Annotated in this window: 21 protein-coding genes; 17 read left to right on the top strand and 4 right to left on the bottom strand. The window is 31.1% G+C overall.

Annotated elements, in window-relative coordinates; translation table 11 throughout:
- The first annotated feature begins 308 nt into the window (after positions 1-308).
- From acpS to G9F72_RS22920, 12 genes are all read left to right on the top strand, one after another.
- Complete coding sequence (gene acpS / locus G9F72_RS22975) at positions 309-707, top strand: holo-ACP synthase (protein WP_164959544.1); 399 nt, start codon at positions 309-311, stop codon at positions 705-707.
- 142 nt (positions 708-849) lie between these two features.
- Entirely contained in the window at positions 850-1,464 is a 615-nt protein-coding gene (locus tag G9F72_RS22970) for a germination lipoprotein GerS-related protein (RefSeq protein WP_164959545.1), read from the top strand.
- Between the two features lie 57 nt (positions 1,465-1,521).
- The gene (gene alr / locus G9F72_RS22965; RefSeq protein WP_164959546.1) at positions 1,522-2,682 is read left to right on the top strand and encodes an alanine racemase; all 1,161 of its coding nucleotides are present in this window, start codon (positions 1,522-1,524) and stop codon (positions 2,680-2,682) included.
- A gap of 150 nt (positions 2,683-2,832) precedes the next feature.
- Positions 2,833-3,153: a CopG family transcriptional regulator gene (locus G9F72_RS22960; RefSeq protein ID WP_164959547.1), complete on the top strand. Its 321-nt coding sequence runs from the start codon at positions 2,833-2,835 to the stop codon at positions 3,151-3,153.
- Positions 3,113-3,460: a type II toxin-antitoxin system PemK/MazF family toxin gene (locus G9F72_RS22955; RefSeq protein ID WP_164959548.1), complete on the top strand. Its 348-nt coding sequence runs from the start codon at positions 3,113-3,115 to the stop codon at positions 3,458-3,460. Before G9F72_RS22960 ends, G9F72_RS22955 begins: the two co-directional genes overlap by 41 nt.
- 241 nt (positions 3,461-3,701) lie before the next feature.
- A complete protein-coding gene (locus G9F72_RS22950; RefSeq protein WP_164959549.1) occupies positions 3,702-4,526 on the top strand; it encodes a transketolase in 825 nt (274 codons plus the stop codon).
- Complete coding sequence (locus tag G9F72_RS22945) at positions 4,526-5,464, top strand: transketolase family protein (protein ID WP_187356113.1); 939 nt, start codon at positions 4,526-4,528, stop codon at positions 5,462-5,464. The genes G9F72_RS22950 and G9F72_RS22945 overlap by 1 nt, the downstream gene beginning before the upstream one ends.
- Positions 5,465-5,581: 117 nt before the next feature.
- Positions 5,582-5,938, top strand: a complete 357-nt coding sequence (locus tag G9F72_RS22940; RefSeq protein WP_164959550.1) for a hypothetical protein — start codon at positions 5,582-5,584, stop codon at positions 5,936-5,938.
- Between the two features lie 208 nt (positions 5,939-6,146).
- The gene (ftsE, locus tag G9F72_RS22935; protein WP_164959551.1) at positions 6,147-6,833 is read left to right on the top strand and encodes a cell division ATP-binding protein FtsE; all 687 of its coding nucleotides are present in this window, start codon (positions 6,147-6,149) and stop codon (positions 6,831-6,833) included.
- Positions 6,823-7,713 carry a permease-like cell division protein FtsX gene (gene ftsX, locus G9F72_RS22930; protein ID WP_164959552.1) on the top strand — a complete coding sequence of 297 codons (891 nt, stop codon included), beginning with the start codon at positions 6,823-6,825 and terminating at the stop codon, positions 7,711-7,713. Before ftsE ends, ftsX begins: the two co-directional genes overlap by 11 nt.
- A gap of 87 nt (positions 7,714-7,800) precedes the next feature.
- Positions 7,801-9,072, top strand: a complete 1,272-nt coding sequence (locus tag G9F72_RS22925) for a S41 family peptidase (RefSeq protein WP_164959553.1) — start codon at positions 7,801-7,803, stop codon at positions 9,070-9,072.
- A gap of 165 nt (positions 9,073-9,237) precedes the next feature.
- Positions 9,238-10,530: a PDZ domain-containing protein gene (locus G9F72_RS22920; protein ID WP_164959554.1), complete on the top strand. Its 1,293-nt coding sequence runs from the start codon at positions 9,238-9,240 to the stop codon at positions 10,528-10,530.
- Between the two features lie 759 nt (positions 10,531-11,289).
- Here the strand turns inward: G9F72_RS22920 and G9F72_RS22915 are convergent.
- Both G9F72_RS22915 and G9F72_RS22910 read right to left on the bottom strand, forming a co-directional pair.
- Positions 11,290-12,105, bottom strand: coding sequence for an alpha/beta fold hydrolase (locus G9F72_RS22915; RefSeq protein WP_164959555.1), 816 nt, complete (start codon positions 12,103-12,105; stop codon positions 11,290-11,292).
- Between the two features lie 242 nt (positions 12,106-12,347).
- Complete coding sequence (locus tag G9F72_RS22910) at positions 12,348-12,605, bottom strand: hypothetical protein (protein WP_224676224.1); 258 nt, start codon at positions 12,603-12,605, stop codon at positions 12,348-12,350.
- Between the two features lie 280 nt (positions 12,606-12,885).
- Between G9F72_RS22910 and G9F72_RS22905 the strand changes: the two genes are divergently transcribed.
- Positions 12,886-13,227 (top strand): hypothetical protein, encoded by a 342-nt coding sequence (locus G9F72_RS22905; protein WP_164959556.1) that lies wholly within the window; start codon positions 12,886-12,888, stop codon positions 13,225-13,227.
- 206 nt (positions 13,228-13,433) lie between these two features.
- A complete protein-coding gene (locus tag G9F72_RS22900; protein WP_164959557.1) occupies positions 13,434-13,883 on the top strand; it encodes a hypothetical protein in 450 nt (149 codons plus the stop codon).
- A 6-nt stretch (positions 13,884-13,889) separates the two neighbouring features.
- Here the strand turns inward: G9F72_RS22900 and G9F72_RS22895 are convergent, their stop codons facing one another.
- Positions 13,890-14,249: a YkvA family protein gene (locus tag G9F72_RS22895; RefSeq protein WP_164959558.1), complete on the bottom strand. Its 360-nt coding sequence runs from the start codon at positions 14,247-14,249 to the stop codon at positions 13,890-13,892.
- A 373-nt stretch (positions 14,250-14,622) separates the two neighbouring features.
- Between G9F72_RS22895 and G9F72_RS22890 the strand changes: the two genes are divergently transcribed.
- The 3 genes from G9F72_RS22890 (at position 14,623) to G9F72_RS22880 (ending at position 17,818) form a co-directional block, all read left to right on the top strand.
- Positions 14,623-15,846 carry an SH3 domain-containing protein gene (locus G9F72_RS22890; RefSeq protein ID WP_164959559.1) on the top strand — a complete coding sequence of 408 codons (1,224 nt, stop codon included), beginning with the start codon at positions 14,623-14,625 and terminating at the stop codon, positions 15,844-15,846.
- A 439-nt stretch (positions 15,847-16,285) separates the two neighbouring features.
- Positions 16,286-16,738 carry a hypothetical protein gene (locus G9F72_RS22885; protein ID WP_224676223.1) on the top strand — a complete coding sequence of 151 codons (453 nt, stop codon included), beginning with the start codon at positions 16,286-16,288 and terminating at the stop codon, positions 16,736-16,738.
- Between the two features lie 300 nt (positions 16,739-17,038).
- Positions 17,039-17,818: a hypothetical protein gene (locus G9F72_RS22880; RefSeq protein WP_164959560.1), complete on the top strand. Its 780-nt coding sequence runs from the start codon at positions 17,039-17,041 to the stop codon at positions 17,816-17,818.
- A gap of 138 nt (positions 17,819-17,956) precedes the next feature.
- Here G9F72_RS22880 and G9F72_RS22875 read toward each other — a convergent pair whose 3' ends face one another.
- Positions 17,957-18,631, bottom strand: a complete 675-nt coding sequence (locus G9F72_RS22875) for an HD domain-containing protein (protein ID WP_164959561.1) — start codon at positions 18,629-18,631, stop codon at positions 17,957-17,959.
- Positions 18,632-18,684 lie beyond the last annotated feature (53 nt).

Raw genomic sequence — 18,684 nt, 5'->3', positions numbered from 1 at the left:
CTTTTAGAGGAAACTTCTTCTTTTTATGAGGAGAATTATCCTCTTTTTGTTATATGAAGGGAATACGGTTTGACAACAGAAGTACATAAAGTAAAAAATATTATTATTTACTAATAAAATATCTTATGAATAATACTATAAATAATCATAATTTTAATATATTATTGTAGTAACATTGAATGTGATAGCAATGTTAAAGATTTATAGTAAAAGTAATAGTAAAAATAATAGTAATGTCAAAATCTGTGTTTAAGTAAATATAAAAATTAAAATTGTGGAGCATAGATTAAAGATCGGGAGTGATAGTTTTGATTATTGGAGTAGGTACTGATATTGTTGAAATACGACGAATAAAAAATGCTATGGTCGCCAACAGCAGGTTTTTAGAAAAAATTTTTACAACAATAGAATTAGAGTATCTTAAAAGTAGAAATTTGAGGCCGGAATATGTGGCGGGAAGGTTTGCTGCTAAAGAAGCGGTAGCCAAAGCACTCGGTACAGGATTTAGGGGGTTTGATTTTAAAGATATTGAAATTGATAGGACAACCCTTGGGAAACCAATAGTAATTTTAAAAGGTAAAGCAAAGTTAATAGCTAAAAAAGAGGGGCAATACAATATTCATCTTAGTATATCTCATGGTGAAGATTGTGCCATAGCTTATGCTATATTGGAAGTAGAAAAAAAAATTGAAGAGGTGAGTGAATAGCTGAAGATAATGATTTTTTTATCATTAATTATTTTTGGAATAGTATGAAACCATGAGTAATAGTAATAGTAGTAGAACGATTTGTTATGGTAGATAATAGGAGCAATTTTATCTACTCTAGAGAAATACTTGGAGGATAACAATGAAAAAAAAATTACTACTATTTTTAATGTTTTTACTTGTGTTGGGTTGCACACTATTAACTTCCTGTAATAAAAAACCTAAGAATGCGAATGATATTATAAGTTATTTAAAAAACATGGAGAGTTATTCTACAGAAATGAACATGGATATAAAAAATGATAAGCAGACTATTAACTATAAGGCAAGGCAATCCTATTTGAGAGGAGGCGGATATAAACTAGAGCTAAACAAGGACAGAGTGTTTATCTATAAGTCCGATGATAATATTTATATTAGTGACAAAAACAATGGAATAAAGTATGTACAGAGCAAGGATTTTGATGAAGTTCTTAAACTGTGTTTTATTGGAGAATACATAGGGTTATTATATACTAATGAGGAAATAAAATATTCAATTGAAAAGATTAATGATATCGAATACGTGGTGATTAATCTATTTATACCTGGTAGCAATAAAAATATCAATAATGCATTGCTGTATGTTAATTATAAAAGCATGATACCACAAAAATTGGTTATTTACGATAACCAAGGTAAAGAAAAAATCAACATAACATATTCAAATTTTCTTCCAAATGTAAAAATTGAACCATCTGAGTTTTTGATGACCTAGTGCGATTAATAACATAAGCAAATGAATTAAATTTCAATAACGGATGAGGTGAAGGTCATGTTTAGACATTTAAGGCCTGTATGGGCAGAGGTTGATTTAGATAAACTAGCTTTTAATATGAGAGAAATTCGAAGGGTAGCGAAAAGCACAAATATCATAGCTGTTGTAAAGGCAGATGCCTATGGGCATGGAGCTATAGATGTAGCTCCAGTGCTCCTACAAAATGGGGCTAATAGATTAGCAGTAGCCGTAATAAGTGAAGCGGTGGAGCTTAGGCGCTCAGGGATCGAATGCCCAATTATGATTTTAGGGTTTACACCACCAAATTTAATAGATAATTTATTGAAATATAATATTGAACAAGCTGTATACTCTTATGAATTTGCAAGAGAATTATCAAAAATGGCTCAAAAGAAAAATAAAATAGCTAAAATTCATATAGTTGTAGATACTGGTATGGGTAGGATAGGCTATCTACCAACCCAGGACAGCGTGGAAGAAGTATACAATATTAGCAAACTACCTAATATAATTATAGAGGGAATGTTTTGTCACTTTTCCTCAGCGGATGAAAAAGATAAGGCATATACTTATAATCAAGTGAAAAAATACAATGATTTTTATGAAAAATTAAAAGAAAAAAAGGTGAACATAAATATAAGGCATATGGCCAATAGTGCTGCTATTATAGACTTGCCAGAAACACATTATGAGGCAGTACGCCCAGGAATAATCTTATATGGCTATTATCCTTCTGGAGAGGTAAATAAGGAAAGTATAAACTTAAAACCCGTAATGACCTTAAAAACAAATGTAGTGCACATAAAAACACTGCCACCTGGAGAATACGTGAGTTATGGAAGAAAGTTTGAAACACAAAGAGAAAGTATTATAGCTACACTTCCGGTTGGCTATGCTGATGGATATACAAGACTTCTATATCAAAAGGGAAAGGTTATCATAAAAGATAGCTTTGCTCCAGTAATAGGTAGGATTTGCATGGATCAATGTATGATTGATGTTACTGATATTGAAGGAGTTAAAATTGGTGATGAGGTTATACTAATGGGTGAAGATAAGAATAATAAATTTACAGCGGATACAATAGCGGAACTAATAGGAACTATAAACTATGAAATAGTTTGTATGATTGGTAAAAGAGTTCCAAGGGTCTACATAAAAGATGGTAAGGTCGTAAAAATAAGAAATTACGTGTAGTATTATATGTAGAATAAACCAATTATTTGTAAAAATTGCAATGTAAAAGAGTGAAAATACGGATAATTTCTTTGACAGATTGACATAGGTTGAATTATAATATACTTTATACATATTGCTCTAAAGTAAATAGGAGGTATTAAATTTTCTATGTCTACTTCAAAGAAATTAGTAGTAAACCTCTCAGAAACACTTTATATTGAATTTAATAAGGCACTTCAGAAAGATTCTAAAAAAAGAAGTGAATTTTTTAGGGAAGCTATAATACTATATATTGAGGAAAAGAAAAGGCTTAGTTATATAGATGAAATGAAACGTGGTTATTTAGAAATGGCTGAATTAAATTTAGAAATAGCTGACATGGGTTTTGAAATTGATATTAAAGATTTTAAAGATTACGAAGTTAAGCTTTCGGAGAGTGATTTGTCTAATGACAACAATAGTGAAAAGAGGAGATATATTTTATGCTGATTTGAGTCCGGTTGTAGGCTCAGAACAAGGTGGGGTTAGACCAGTAATTATAATTCAAAATGATATTGGAAATAAGTACAGTCCCACTATTATTATTGCAGCTATTACGTCTCAGATAAACAAGGCGAAACTCCCTACTCATGTTGAAATTTCTTCAGAAGAGTATGGGTTAAATAAGGATTCAGTAGTTTTGCTAGAACAAATAAGAACACTAGATAAAAAAAGATTAAAAGAAAAAATTGGTCATATGACTGATAGCGATATGAAAAAAGTAGATACTGCACTTTTAATTAGTGTAGGTTTATAAAATGGATAAGGGCATATATTGCCCTTATTTTACTTTATGGATTAGTGGACCGATGTTTTTTAATAAAACTATAGATTTATTAATAATCCTATAGGGATTTTATTATATTTGTAGTATTTCTAAGAAATATGTTGTTAAAGTGTGTAATATTGTTATAATAATTGTGGAAGATAAATAGGAATAAAGGTAAATAACTATTAATAATGTTATTTACCCAAAAGCAATACTAGGAGGAATACATATGGAAATAACAGTAGAAAGATTAAAAGCAATTGCTAGAGAAGTTAGGAAAAATATAATAACTATGATTACAGAGTCACGTTCTGGCCACCCAGGTGGATCATTATCCTGCGTTGAAATTATAACTACATTATATTTTAATGAGATGAATGTAAGCGTAGAAAATAAAAATGATCCGGATAGAGATAGATTTGTATTATCAAAGGGACACGCTGCACCAGCATTATATAGTGTGCTTGCTGAAAAGGGGTATTTTGAAAAGGATGAACTTCTGGGACTAAGAAAATTAGGGTCAATGCTTCAAGGACATCCAAATATGAACACTGTACCCGGAGTAGATATGTCTACTGGTTCACTCGGACAAGGTATCTCAGCGGCAGTAGGTATGGCACTAGCTGGAAAACTTGATAAAAAAGGATATAGGGTGTATTCATTACTTGGAGATGGAGAGCTTGCAGAGGGTCAAGTATGGGAAGCTACTATGTCAGCTGCACATTATAAGCTTGATAACCTAACGGCTTTTGTAGACCATAATGGACTTCAAATAGATGGCAAAGTTTCTGAGGTTATGGGATCTGATCCAGTAGATGCTAAATTTGCAGCTTTTGGATGGAATACTATCACTGTGGATGGTCATGATTTTGTCCAAATTAAAAATGCTATAGAAGAAGCTAAAAAAACAAAAGGAAAACCAACAGTTATAATTTGCGAAACTATAAAGGGAAAAGGCGTGTCCTTCATGGAAAATGAAGCTAGTTGGCATGGTACCGCTCCAAGTAAAGAACAATGCCAAATGGCAATAAACGAGATTGGGGGCGCTGTATAATGGGTAAAATTGCAACAAGAGAAGCTTATGGTAAGGCCTTAGCTAAATTAGGTCTAGAAAATGAAAATATAGTTGTTTTAGATGCAGATTTATCTAAATCCACTAAAACTGCAGATTTTAAAAAAGTTGCGGAAGATAGATTTATAAATATGGGTATTGCTGAAGGAAATATGATGTCTGTGGCAGCAGGACTTGCTACTTGTGGGAAAATTCCTTTTGCAAGTACTTTTGCTATATTTGCAGCAGGAAGAGCTTTTGAACAAATAAGAAACTCTATTTGTTATCCTAAATTAAATGTTAAAATTTGTGCAACACATGCAGGCATAACTGTAGGAGAAGATGGAGCATCTCATCAAGCTGTAGAAGATATAGCGCTAATGAGAAGTATTCCCAATATGGTAGTTATAAGCCCAAGTGATAACATTGAAACAGAAGCAGCTATAGAAGCTATAACAAAGTATAACGGACCCTGTTATGTAAGACTAGGAAGATCAGGTGTTCATACAATAAATGACAAACCAGATTACAAATTCGAACTGGGAAAAGCTGTAACACTTCGAGAAGGCAAGGACGCAACTATAATAGCTACAGGTATTATGGTAGATGCTGCGCTAGAAGCTTATAACATCTTAGCTGAGGAAGGGATAAAGGTTAAAGTGTTAAATATACATACTATTAAACCTATAGATGAAGAAGCAATTATTGCTGCAGCTAGAAAAACCGGATTAATTGTTACTGCAGAAGAGCATAGCATTATAGGCGGACTTGGTTCTGCTGTAGCAGAGGTTGTTTGTTCAAACCATCCAGTACCAGTTATGAGAGTTGGAATTAAAGATACCTTTGGTGAAAGCGGTAAACCAGATGAACTTTTAAAAGCTTATGGATTAACCGCAGAGGAAATAGTTAAAGCACTTAAAAAAGGCCTAAGCTTAAAATAATTTTAGAGGCCCTTATGTATAAATACATAAGGGCCTCTAACTATTCTGCGAGATAATGTTTTTTGTGATGCTTTATGATATAATACATCAAGAATAACTATGGGGAGTGGAATAAGTATGAAAGAAATTTTAAAGGATTTATTACATTGTTTTATATTATCATTAAAGATATTTTTAGTTCCTATAATTTTGGGAGCTTTAATTGGCGTAATAAGTGGGTTAGCCTCAGGTGCCTTAAATCTTCAAGGGGTTCTCGCTTCAGTAAATAGAACAACTATTAGAATATCTTGTTTTGGTCTAGCTATTTCAGGTATAGGCTTTGTAAAAAGCGAAATGTTGGAACCACTAAATTATGAAGAAAAATGGATGCAGTATTATGAAAAATTTAATTTAGTTGGTGTAATATTTTTTGTATCCCTATTTATGTTAGTTTATTCAACAATAATTGACTTAGTATTATTTCAAATTTATTAATAGCAATAATACCTCATAATTTTTATTTTATAGGAAACTATAAAGATGGGTATTATTTATGAATTTTTAGAAAAGTAAATCAGCGTATTTCGAGTAATATTCACGAAAATTTTATAATAAAATTTATTATAGGGCTAGTCCTTATGCTATAATGTTGTTATGGATTTTACTGAAATGAATTACAGAAACGTGGTAAGGAGAATGAAAAATGATAGAATTTAAGAAAGTAACTAAGATTTATGATAATAATGTAATAGCCTTGTCGAATGTTGATATTACTATTGAAAAAGGGGAATTTGTATTCCTTGTAGGTCCAAGTGGAGCAGGAAAATCTACTTTTATTAAAACACTTTTAAAAGAGATAGAACCAACTACTGGTAGTGTGATTTTAGACAAAACTGATATAACAAAATTAAAAAGAAACCAGATACCTTATTTTAGAAGGAAAATTGGAGTAGTTTTCCAGGATTTTAGATTAATTGATACTTTGAATATTTACGAAAATGTGGCGTTTGCACTGAGAGTTACTGAATGTTCACCAAGGGATATTAAGAAAAGAGTGCCTTTGGTTTTAGATTTAGTGGGATTAACTAAAAAGCATAATGCTTTTCCTCATGAGATTTCAGGTGGAGAGCAACAAAGAGTTTCTCTTGCTAGAGCTATAGTAAATAATCCTACATTGCTAATAGCAGATGAGCCAACAGGAAATCTAGATCCTGAAACAGCAATAGGTATCATGGATATTTTAAATGATATTAATAAGGCTGGTACTACAATAGTTATGGCAACACATGCAAAGAATATTGTAGACTCTATGAAGAAGAGAGTAATAGCTATAGAAAAAGGTATTCTAGCTAGAGATGAGCAAAGGGGAAGATACGGTTATGAAGATTAGTACAATTAAATATTATTTTGTAGATGCTTTGAGAAGTTTAAAAAGAAATAGAACTGTTAGTATGGCTTCAGTTGCTACAGTGGCAGCTACTCTATTTATTTTAGGCGTATTCCTACTAATTGTTTTTAATGTTAATGCAGGGGTTGAAGAATTAGGTTCTAAGCTGCAGGTAAAAATTTATCTTAAGGATGATCTAACAATAGGCGATAAATCAGCTATTGAAAAAGCCCTTAACAATGTGCAGGGAGTTTCAGAAATTAAATTTGAAGATAAAAGTGATGCACTAGAAAAAGTTAAGAAACAATTTGGAGAAGATAGTAAATCCTTAGTACAAGGTTTTGAAAAAAAGAATCCTTTTCCAAACGCATATGTTGTAAGTGTGGAAAAACCTGAAATAGTAAATAATGTAGTTAAGGCTGCTGAAGGATTAAAAGGTATAGAGAAGATTAAGGATGTTCGTGAAATTGTTGACAAAATTATAAAAATAACAAATACACTTAAGATTGTAGGCCTGGCACTATTTGTAATTTTGATAAGTGTATCACTGTTCTTAATAGGAAACACAATTAAGCTTACATTATATTCTAGAAAAAAAGAAATAGGTATTATGAAATTTGTTGGAGCAACTGATTGGTTTATAAGATGGCCATTTATTATTGAAGGTATGCTACTGGGTATATCGGGAGCGCTTATTTCTACAGGAGTACTATATTACGCTTATAGAATCGTTTTCATAAAGTATACAAATGTATTATTAGGAGTTAATTTAATAAACCCTCATTTTATATTAAGTACGACTCTATGGCAGTTTATGTTAGGTGGAATATTTATTGGGGCCATGGGAAGTATTATATCCATAAGAAAATTCTTAATTGTGTAAATACAATATATTTATTTTCTTGTTAGTGTTATAAATTTATTATATTTACATAAATAATATATAGAGAATTACAAAGAGGTGTATAAAATGGGCGATGAAAATAAGTTTAAAACTGTGCAATATAACGATGGAGCACACAAACCTAAAAAAATAAAACGAATTATTTGGATTATAGTTATAGTACTGGTTACTAACGCCATAACCCTAGTAGTTTCAAACAAAATTTCCTTAGGAACTCCCAATGGAAAAGTAATAATTGGAAGAGAAGATTATGAACAAGTATTAAAGTTCCAAAAACTATTTTTAGTAAGAGACAAATTATATGAGTACTACGATGGTAAAATCAGTGATGATGTTTTAGTAGAGGGTGCTATAAAGGGCATGACTAATTCATTAGAGGATCCATATACAGTTTTTATGAACAAAAAAGAGTATGCAGATTTTAATGCTACAGCAGTAGGCGCTTATACTGGACTTGGCTTACAAGTAGGAGTTAAAGAAGACAATATAGTTGTAATTGCACCTTTCGATCCATCACCAGCTAAAAGTGCAGGAATACTTCCTGGAGATGTTATTGAAAAGGTTAATGACATAGCTGTCACAGGAAAAGAACTAGAAAAAGCTGTTACAATGATGAAAGGCAAGGAAAATGAAGCTGTCAAGTTAACGCTTAATAGAAAAGATAAAGGCGTTTTTGAAGTTAGCGTCAAACGTGCTAAAATAGATTTGATAACAGTTAAAGGTGAAATGTTAGACAAAAATATTGGCTACATTCAACTTACAATGTTTGATGAAAATACTGCTAAGAATTTCAATAAAAAATTAGCAGAATTAAAAGGCAAAGGTATGAAAAGTCTAGTATTAGATATAAGAGGAAATCCAGGTGGTCTTTTAGATCAATGTGTAGAGCTAACTTCTAATTTTGTACCTGAAGGAAAAGTTATAGTTTATACAATAGATAAGAACAAGAAAAGGAAAGATTATAAGTCTGTAGGCGGCCTAGCCGTAGGTATGCCACTAACTGTATTAACAGATGAAGGAAGTGCAAGTGCTTCAGAAATTTTTGCGGGAGCAGTTAGAGACTATAAGGTTGGTACTTTAGTGGGCGAAAAAACATTTGGAAAAGGCGTTGTTCAAACTATGCTTTCTAGAAGTGTTGATGGTTTTGATGATGGTACTGCATTAAAAGTAACTATATCAAAATATTATACTCCAAACGGAGAAAATATACATCATATTGGAATAAAACCTGAAATTGAGGTGGTGTATCCAAAAGCACTTAAAGAGAAAGTATATGATAGAACTTTGGATCCACAATTCAAAAAAGCATTAGAGATAGCTAAGAGTAAAATTAAGTAATAACATACCAAGTATCTACCAATAATTTTGGTGGATACTTGGTTTTTAACAACATCTCAGAACCATAGATGACTTCACCATCATAGGGGATGATTAACGCATACACATAGGTGATATGGGGAATATATAATTTTTCATAGCAATTTGAAAGGAGAATTTTATTCAATGGACATTGCAATACATACTTTAAAAGCAGTTGCGTCAGCAATTGTAGATCCTTCAAATGCGTTTATATTAATAATGATCGGATTAATTTTTTATAATAAAAATAAGAAGATTGCTGTTATGCAGAAAATGATAATGGGAGAAAATTTAGATTCACCTTTTGAGTTAACCATATCTCAAATTGTAATAGGAATTCTTGCAGGGGCAGTAGCGAGCCTTATGTTTACATTTTTAGGGCTAGTTTTTGATGAGAATTCAAATATTTATTTATTGTTTATGTTGTCATTGTTTTTTATGGCATTTAAGCCTAGATTTATCTGTTTTTCTTACTCAGGTGCAGTTTTAGGTATAACCAGCCTAATCTTTAAATATGCAGCTATTATATTACATATGCCAAAATTAGATTTTATAAACATAGATATTCTTACCTTAATGACTTTGGTTGGGGTTTTACATATTATAGAGGGAAGTTTAGTAATGATAGATGGATCAAGAGGAGCCATTCCCGTGTTTACAAATAGAGATAATAAGATTATTGGTGGATTTGCCTTAAAAAGATATTGGGCATTACCAATTGCTATACTTATACTTTTAAGTTCCGCGTCATCAGATCTAGTGGCTGGACAGAGCTTAATGACTCCGCAGTGGATGCCTGCAATAAGGGGGGCTATAGCTCTTAAAATCTTGAAGAATTCAATTATAGCTTCAATTGCTCTTTATGGGGTTATTGGTTATAGCAGCATTACTTTTACTAAAAGTAAGGGTAAGAAGACCCTTTTTTCAGGAGCACTAATAATGGGGTATGGCGTACTGCTAACAGGCATATCGCAATTAGCAGTATTTGGGGTAGCTTTTCAATTTTTTATTTTGATATTTGCAGCAGCATTGCATGAAGCAATGATACGTTTAGAAAAGCATATGGAGCTCACTTTAAAACCTAAATTTGTTAGTAGCGATGATGGAATTATGGTACTAGAAGTAGCCCCTAGATCCCCTGCTTTTGAAATGGGAATTCAAAGTGGAGATTTAATAGTCCAGATTGATGATAAAAAAATTGAGGCTGAAGAAGAAATTTTGAATTTAATTAAAGGGAACTTCAAATCACTGTCTTTAAAAATCCAAAAATCATCTGGAGAACTAAAGGACATGAGTTATAGCAATATGGCTGGAAACAAAAGACTAGGAATAGTAATTGTACCGAGGGAGCTACCAAAAGATAATTCTATTGTAAAGGTGGATGATGAAAGCTTTAAAGATGTGTTAGAAAAAATGAAAGACATAGATAAGAAATAAAAAAAGTGTCAGAGGTTCTCCGAAGTGCCTTGCAAACGAACTTGAAACTAGAAATTTGATTAAGAAATTCTAATGTTTTGCTTATGTAAAATTCTCTAACACTCACATTCGGCGTCCTGCCTCAGGTTCGTAAGCTTGCCGTCCTGGCAAGCTTACGAGAATTTTACATTCGCAAAACAAGAATTTCTAAATCAAATTTCAATAGTTTCTTCGTCTCGTATTGCAAGTCACTTCGGAGAAATTTCATGCTTTTTTTTATGTAGGCTGCGAGGTAAAACCTTAGGGGGATATAACAATTATCAATTGTTATGCTTCCTGGCAAGCACACGAGAATTTTATATTCGCAAAAGAAGAATTTCTAAATGGAATTTCAATAGTTTCTGCGCTTCTTATTGCAAGTCACGCAGGAGAAATTTTATGCTTTTTTTTTATGTAGAAGGAGTGGTAAAACCTTGGGGGGACATAATATGTGAGTGAGTTGAATGTTTTTTTGAAACAGACCGGCCTCAAAATCTTTTAGCCGATAGGCTGCGAACTTTCTATATATTAAAATAAAATATTATTTATTTTAAAATTCGTTCAAAAATCTTTTAGGCGGTAGCCTACATGATTTCACCTTAGACCATCCTAAATTATCTACACTTATCTTCTACAAGATTTTTTTGATGCAAGGCATAGTAATATACTCTTGTGACTAAGTTTAAGAATATTACGTAGTAACTTAATACAATTCGCTTCAACATTTATTGTCTGTATTTCCTATTTTTTATTGAGTAAAAAGTCCAATACAATTTTATTAAACTCTTCAGGTTTATCTAAATTAGGTAAATGTCCAGTACCGTTTACCGTAACTTTCTTTGCCGAAGTTATACCTGATTCCAATACACTCGCAATTTCTATAATAGGTAATGAGTCTTCTGTGCCTACTATAAGTAATGTTCTTTTCCTTATCTCAAAAAGTCTTTCTGATGCATGAGGTTTGGCTATTTGTACCAAGTCATCTAATACCCATTCTAATGATGTATCCATAAACATATTCTTTAAGCGTTGTCGAGTCTTTAGATTACTTTGTCTCCACATAGGATTATCAAGCATGAACTCTACTGACTGATTAAAATTTTCATCTCTTTTTACTATAGACATTCCTGCCAAATTCCTTTGACTACTCGCTTCATCATTTGCATACAAATAACCATTTAGCGAAGAGCCACTTAATACTAAGCATTCTACTGAATCTGGATATTGGAGAGTGAAGTCAATAGCAATGCTTCCTCCCATAGATACTCCAACTAAATGTACCTTATCAATCCCTAAGTGATTTAGCAACTCCTTAAGGTCTTCGAATTGTGAGAATGGCTTACTTGGTTTGTTTGACCTACCAAACCCTCTTATATCATATCTTATAACCTTAAAATGTTTTCCAAATAACTCAAATTGGTCATCCCACAGTCTTAAATCAGTATAACCACTGTGAATCAAAACAAGCACGTCTCCTTCACCTATCATCTCATAGTAGATTCGAGTTCCATTAACTTCTGCAAAGCAATGTGTTCGCATCAACTTCATCTCCTTCATTAAGATTAACTCTACCTATTTTAAATACTCTTTTCATTATTAGGCAATATATTAAGAGATATTTTAGAAAAATTTTTAATTATAGTTATTACGCAGTTATCTACAAGGTAGTACTTATCGTGTTTTTAGGATATATATCTTGTACCTCTAATTGAACAGGAACCTCATATCTATTAAAAAATCCTACTTATGTTCTTATGCTCATTTTGAAATATCAGTGCAGAGAAAGTACCTTATCTACATCAGATTAAATATTTTACTATTAAAATTTCAATAACAATGGTTATGATACAGAAAAATATTAGCCCACTCAACTTAGCCTCAGAAAATTTATCTTTAAAGTAGTCTCCTTTAAACAACGAAAAAATATCTGGTGTTAAAGTATACTTTACAGAATTTTGGAAATCATCTTTATCATTGAAAATGAATTTGTAATAAACTTTGAATAAATATATATTAAACCATATTAGCAAAGGAATAATAAATATTAGAAGCAACATATACTTCCCCCTTTAACCCACTATTTTTACTTATTCGCATCATATATTCTACCTTTTGGGAAAGTGCGATAAAATACAAGTTCCATAGAGAATATTTAATTAATTATACCATTAATACCTTAAATTGGATATGGAATATTAATGTATAATTTTTAAAAATAACTTATGATTTTATTTATGAAATATACAAATTTATGTAAAAAATGGTATAATTCCATGAAGTTTGTTTTACACTTATATTATAAGTTAGATTTTAAAATATTAGAATTGGAGGGTTAATATGGGATTTGGAGGACTTTTTATATCGATAATAATTTCATTTGCTATCATTTACTTTGCTGTTAGGTTAGCAATAAATCCACTGCTGCATAGCCAGGAAGAATTAATAGAAGATAACCAGGATTCTGAACTAATTAAACTTCGAGATATGGGTATATTGAATAATACTGAACTGGAAGAGGTTATTAATCTATATCAGAATAATAATGATAAAAAAGAAGATCCTGAAGCATATGAAAAATATATTGAAATTTTGAATGACCTTAAAGTAAGGGGATATTTCACTGATGAGCAATATGATGAGAGGATAGAGAACCTTAAAAATTATTTCAAAGGTTGTTAATATTTACTATGGTTATTTAAGAAATATGTGTACATGACCCAGGAGCTTAAGTTTAAATATTAAAGACTTCACAAGGAGATTTATACTCCCTATGAAGTCTTTTATTTGTTATGTGTCTTGATAGATGTAATATATGTAATTTTAAAATATATCTTTGGAACATAACTACAATTCATTATGGGTAGATTAATATAGAGGTGATATTTATGACTAAAAAATTGGCAATAATTCTTTTCTTATTTATTATGATAATACATTCAATACCAACTTATGCTGAAGGATTTAAATATGCGGAAATTTTTGATCCAAAGCAAGATAAGGTAGTGAAAGTAGTTCAAGTGAATACAAAAATCCATAATATGGTTGGAAGTTGGATAAAGGATGTGGATAATATCTATGGTAAAAATGACCCTCTTACAGATGATGGTTATGCTATTAGAATTCCACTTTATCCTTCTGTTAAGGTACATGGGAAATGGTTAAATACGCTTGTACGTGAAGTTTATATAATAATTCCTGAAAACCAACCGCCATTTTTTATGATTTTTGAAAATGAAAATAAACTACTATGTTTCCCATTTAAAGGTGACATTAATGAATTGTCAAAAGTTTTAGATTTCAAATTTAAGGTAGGAGTGGCTCCTATTAATGAATAATATGTACTAAAATATTGAGAACAAATTTATTGAAATATAAGTTACTATTATCATCCAAATCAAAATAATGATACTTGCTGCAATCCAATTTTTCGGTCTACCGTTTTTGAAAATATTTTCTGACTGTTCTCTACACTCATTCATAATATTCTTTGGAATTAGTCTAATTGCAAACATTATTCCAATAGGCAATATAATTATATCATCAAGATATCCCAATACAGGTATAAAGTCGGGTATTAAATCAATAGGGCTTAACGCATAGCCAACTATCAACAGGATTACTACTTTAGCATACCAAGGTACATCATCTCTTTTAGAGGCCAAATATAAGGCAGCAATTTCCTTCTTTAAATTTTTAAGCATTATCTTCAATTTGCCAAACGTTGATTTTATTCTTTTAATAAATTTGTTGATTTTAACCACCCCTAAATTATGATATTTATATAGAATTGATATATTTTATGTTTCTTTTTAATAATAACATTTTTTTAATAAAAACAAGAATTATTTAGCATATAAGTGCTATAATACTAAATACTACTTAATCATATTTCCCTTAGTGTTTTTGAATGTGAGTTTTAATACTAATCAAAATAAAGGGGGTGAATGCATACATATGACCATCTAATAAATCACATTATGGCGAAATATAGATGTAAAACAAAAATTATAAGTAGTGGTTAAGGTATAGTATATATTTGAACTGAATTTTAGAGTATAGAGAGAAGGTAATCGAATGAAAAAAAGAATAGCTTTTATAGTAATGTTATTGACGATGGCAAGTTCACAAATTGCATCCGCTGATAGTGGAGTAGTGAATACAGCATCATTACGTGTTAGGGAAAAACCTTCACTGACCTCTTCTATTACAGGTTTTCTTTCAAAGAATGCAAATATAAGTACCCTTGGAAAAGAGGGGGATTTTTATAAAATAAGTTTTAGTGGAGAAACTGGATACGTACATACATCATATGTAAACATAGAAGAAAGTACTCCTACTACTAAAATTGTAGCAAGCATAAAACCCTATTACATAGAAAAATATGGAGTTATAACAGCAAGTAGTCTAAATGTAAGGGCTGGAGCTGGTCCAACCTATCCTGTGACGGGGGCTATTAAGCTTGGAAGTAAAGTGACAATGCTTGAAGATACAAATGGTTTTTATAAAATAATTTACTCTGGTAAAACGAGTTATATAAGTTCATTATATGTAAAAGTTACAGGGCAAAAGGGTACAAGCAGTCCTACTGCACCTGCGCCTGCGCCAACGCCTGTACCAACACCTGCATTGAAATCTACTGGAGTTGGAACTATTACAGCCTCTGATTTTTTAAGTGTAAGAAAATCAGCTTCATTGGCTAATAATGTTATTGTTATGGGCAAAAAGTATCCTAAAGAAAAAGTGGACATATATGGGAGTGAAGGTGAATTCTATAAAATAAAGTATGCTGGTGAATGGGGATATATTTATAAATCCTATGTAAGCGTAGTTGCTACTACATCAGACAAAGCTGAATATGTTGAAAATGGAAAACAATATGATACAAAAACAACGGGAAATAATTTAGTGTCGTATTCAAACACATTTTTGGGAACACCTTATCTATGGGGTGGCGCAACACCAGCAAAATTCAACACTACTGGTCAATATTTAAGTGGTGGATTCGATTGTTCGGGGTTTGTGCAGTATAGTTATAAAAACTTTGGTATAAATCTGCCTAGAACGACTATGGATCAGATAGATATAGGTGCATCTGTTAATATAAATAATCTTGAAAATGGGGATTTAGTCTTTTTTACCACAAATTCAGCTGCACCTTCTGAAGTATCTCATGTGGGAATATATATTGGAAATAATAAATTTATGCATTCACCTAAACCTGGTGATGTTATAAAAATATCTGAATTAACTGGCTATTACGCGGATAACTTTGTAATAGGTAAAAGAATAATACAGTAAGAGAATTTAAGCTAAAATACACGGTATGAAATTTCTCCTGCGTAAGCAAAAGAAGAATTTCTAAATAAATTTCAACAGCTTCTGCGTTTCGTATTGCAAGTCACTCCAGAGAAATTTCATACCTGTAATTATGTTAATATTTTAATCAGCGTGTGCCAATTATTAATTGTTTAAAATTTAAGTTGAAAAGTAAATAATGTTTAAGGAATAGGGACTTAGGTTCCTATTTTTTTATTTATTCTGTTCATATAATAAGGAACAGAATTATGTGTGATTAGATTAAATGGTTATAATTTGTTAACAATATTGACACCGGACTGTAACAATTATCTAGTAATATGAACTAATGGGAGAAGATGTTATTGAAAAATAATATCAGCGATGTATTAATTAGAAATTATAACATAGCCTTTAAGGGCGGAAATGGGGACAAATTATTATGGGAATTAAAGAAAAAAACGCATCTAAAAAATCAAAGGGATCTTCTATCTCAATTGTCATGTTCGTTGTAGCTTCAGTTGTGGCACTGATTGGAGTTGCATTATTAGTTAATAATATTCTCTTGTATAAAAGTACTGTTAGTCAAGCCGTAACTCAGGGGTATGATATTGCTACAGTAAGAAAAGCATTATTGACATCACAATTGCTACCGGGAGTGTTTGAACCAATTGGTATATATGGTGGTATTGCATTTTTAATATTAGGTGTGGGTATAGTCAATAAAAAAGTTTCGAAGGGTTTAATGTTACTAACTAAGGAAGAGGTTTGTAACGATATTATTGAAGAGAGTATTGTGGAACAAGATGTTGTTGATGTTGAAAATATAGAAGCAACAGAAATGGATAATCCAACTGAAAAGATAGAAACTGTGAAAGAAATTGAAAAGAACTAATTAAAATAAAACAAAAGGACTTGCTTATCAGATTATACTGAGGCAAGTTTTTTTTGTGTACTTTGTCTGTATAAAAAGGGATATCTGAAATATATTAGGTGACATTAATTTTATACAATAATGTGGATTTAATGTTATAATATAGAATGCTAATATCTGGAAATGTAACGCTTTTTATTTAAGTAATTGTAGCAGTTATTTATATTAATATTGGAATTATATTTAAAGAATCAATAAAATTATAGCAGTTTAAGTACCTCATGAAGGTAAGACGATAAGGTATTAAAAGGGGGAATTCTAATGAAAAAACAAAAATTATTAATAATAGCCCTAATAATTAGTTTGCTGTTTGGGGCCTATAATTTTTTTAGTTTAAAGCAGCGAGAAAAAAATGCAAATGATTTATTTAAATTCACTTTATCCCAGGCTCAATTTTGTTTTGCACAGGACTATACTATAATGAAGGATGATGATAAAAATTATTATTATAGATTGGCAGCCTCTAACTTATATACAGCTTTATCTATAGTAGATTTAACTTCATATGGTAAGAGTGAAAACCACAACGAATTAACTAGCGCGATAAATGAGCTTTACTTCTGTATGACAGAAATTAGCACAACGAATGGTAGATGGAAGGCTGTTACTGAAAAGCGAGAAGCTATATATAAATATTTAACATATATTGGAAATAATCCTAATGATAAAAATAGTTATGATGCACTTTCTAGACTTGCGAATAATTTGCGATTAGGTGTTAAAGATGTTGTAATTAATTATGAAGGCACCAGTCAAAATTGGCATGTAGGTTATAAAATTGATGGTAATGAGAACTCACATAACACCTATTATACACTCAAGTACACTGGGAAAGAAGGCGAATTGGTAAAGGATGTAAAATACTCAATAGATACTAGAAATGAAGGAGAAGAGGGTGAATTCTCAATGGATAATACCATGGTTCATACGGGCAAGCTGATACTACCCACAGGATTTCCTAAATCCACTGATAGAGATATGATAGTAAAAATAGAATGGAATGGAAAAAAAGAGTCCTTAATATTAAAAAAGTCTAAATAAAAGGTACAAGCTTTTTTCTAAGAGGATGCTATAACGAAAAGTATATATTGCTAGAGCTTGTTCAACGCATTTTACGCAATATATACTTTTGTTAGCATCCTCTAAGAAAAAAGAGTTGAACTAAAAAATTGACATGTTTTATTCAATGCCTTGTATTTCTAACTTTAATCTATTAAAATATTCTTTCATAAATTCAAGCCTTATTTTTCCGATTTCTCTTGCTTTTTTTGTATATAATTTATCAGGAATTTTTTTAAACTTTACTTCATATTCAATAAAAGGCGTATGCTTTGAAACGTCTTTTATCCTTCCGTTTTCAACAGTATTTGCATTTAAATAGTTATCAAGTGATTCATTTACTGTTAATCTTTGTCCAAATTGTCCTGATAGCATAAAAGTACGAGCAATCCCACATGCACCAATAACATCAAGTTTATCTGAATCGAAAAGTATTTTTGCTTCTATGGTATTAGGCTCATTTCCAGTTCTAAATCTATGAGTCATAATGCAATGTTTTATCTTTTTTATTTGTTCTTCTTCATACTCCAACTTTCTTAAAATATCCTCTGCAATTTTACAACCTAAAATGGCATGGTCAATTTCCCCTGTTTTATCTTCACTCTCTTCGACTCTTGCAATATCATGCAACAATGCTGATGGAATAAGAACTTCTAAATCAACATCTTTCTCATGTTTCGAAAGTAACAAGCAAAGATTATATACTCTAAATACATGGTCTAAATTATGAGCTGAGCAAGTTAATTTATCTTGAACAATTTCTATGATTCTTTTATGCTTTGTATCTATGTTCATTAATATTGCCCCCTAAATATTTGAATAATTATATAAGTAACGTTACCAAACGA

Source organism: Clostridium estertheticum, from assembly GCF_011065935.2.
GTDB lineage: Bacteria > Bacillota > Clostridia > Clostridiales > Clostridiaceae > Clostridium_AD > Clostridium_AD estertheticum_A.
This window is presented reverse-complemented; position numbering and strand designations above follow the sequence as displayed.

Coding starts and splice junctions, on each gene's coding strand:
- ftsX (WP_164959552.1), top strand. CDS start 6,823: ATGAAGATTAGTACAATTAAATATTATTTTGTAGATGCTTTGAGAAGT.
- G9F72_RS22920 (WP_164959554.1), top strand. CDS start 9,238: ATGGACATTGCAATACATACTTTAAAAGCAGTTGCGTCAGCAATTGTA.
- ftsE (WP_164959551.1), top strand. CDS start 6,147: ATGATAGAATTTAAGAAAGTAACTAAGATTTATGATAATAATGTAATA.
- G9F72_RS22885 (WP_224676223.1), top strand. CDS start 16,286: ATGGGAATTAAAGAAAAAAACGCATCTAAAAAATCAAAGGGATCTTCT.
- G9F72_RS22925 (WP_164959553.1), top strand. CDS start 7,801: ATGGGCGATGAAAATAAGTTTAAAACTGTGCAATATAACGATGGAGCA.
- G9F72_RS22970 (WP_164959545.1), top strand. CDS start 850: ATGAAAAAAAAATTACTACTATTTTTAATGTTTTTACTTGTGTTGGGT.
- G9F72_RS22945 (WP_187356113.1), top strand. CDS start 4,526: ATGGGTAAAATTGCAACAAGAGAAGCTTATGGTAAGGCCTTAGCTAAA.
- G9F72_RS22890 (WP_164959559.1), top strand. CDS start 14,623: ATGAAAAAAAGAATAGCTTTTATAGTAATGTTATTGACGATGGCAAGT.
- G9F72_RS22910 (WP_224676224.1), bottom strand. CDS start 12,605: ATGTTGCTTCTAATATTTATTATTCCTTTGCTAATATGGTTTAATATA.
- G9F72_RS22900 (WP_164959557.1), top strand. CDS start 13,434: ATGACTAAAAAATTGGCAATAATTCTTTTCTTATTTATTATGATAATA.
- alr (WP_164959546.1), top strand. CDS start 1,522: ATGTTTAGACATTTAAGGCCTGTATGGGCAGAGGTTGATTTAGATAAA.
- G9F72_RS22940 (WP_164959550.1), top strand. CDS start 5,582: ATGAAAGAAATTTTAAAGGATTTATTACATTGTTTTATATTATCATTA.
- G9F72_RS22895 (WP_164959558.1), bottom strand. CDS start 14,249: ATGCTTAAAAATTTAAAGAAGGAAATTGCTGCCTTATATTTGGCCTCT.
- G9F72_RS22905 (WP_164959556.1), top strand. CDS start 12,886: ATGGGATTTGGAGGACTTTTTATATCGATAATAATTTCATTTGCTATC.
- G9F72_RS22880 (WP_164959560.1), top strand. CDS start 17,039: ATGAAAAAACAAAAATTATTAATAATAGCCCTAATAATTAGTTTGCTG.
- G9F72_RS22875 (WP_164959561.1), bottom strand. CDS start 18,631: ATGAACATAGATACAAAGCATAAAAGAATCATAGAAATTGTTCAAGAT.
- G9F72_RS22955 (WP_164959548.1), top strand. CDS start 3,113: ATGACAACAATAGTGAAAAGAGGAGATATATTTTATGCTGATTTGAGT.
- G9F72_RS22960 (WP_164959547.1), top strand. CDS start 2,833: ATGTCTACTTCAAAGAAATTAGTAGTAAACCTCTCAGAAACACTTTAT.
- G9F72_RS22950 (WP_164959549.1), top strand. CDS start 3,702: ATGGAAATAACAGTAGAAAGATTAAAAGCAATTGCTAGAGAAGTTAGG.
- G9F72_RS22915 (WP_164959555.1), bottom strand. CDS start 12,105: ATGAAGGAGATGAAGTTGATGCGAACACATTGCTTTGCAGAAGTTAAT.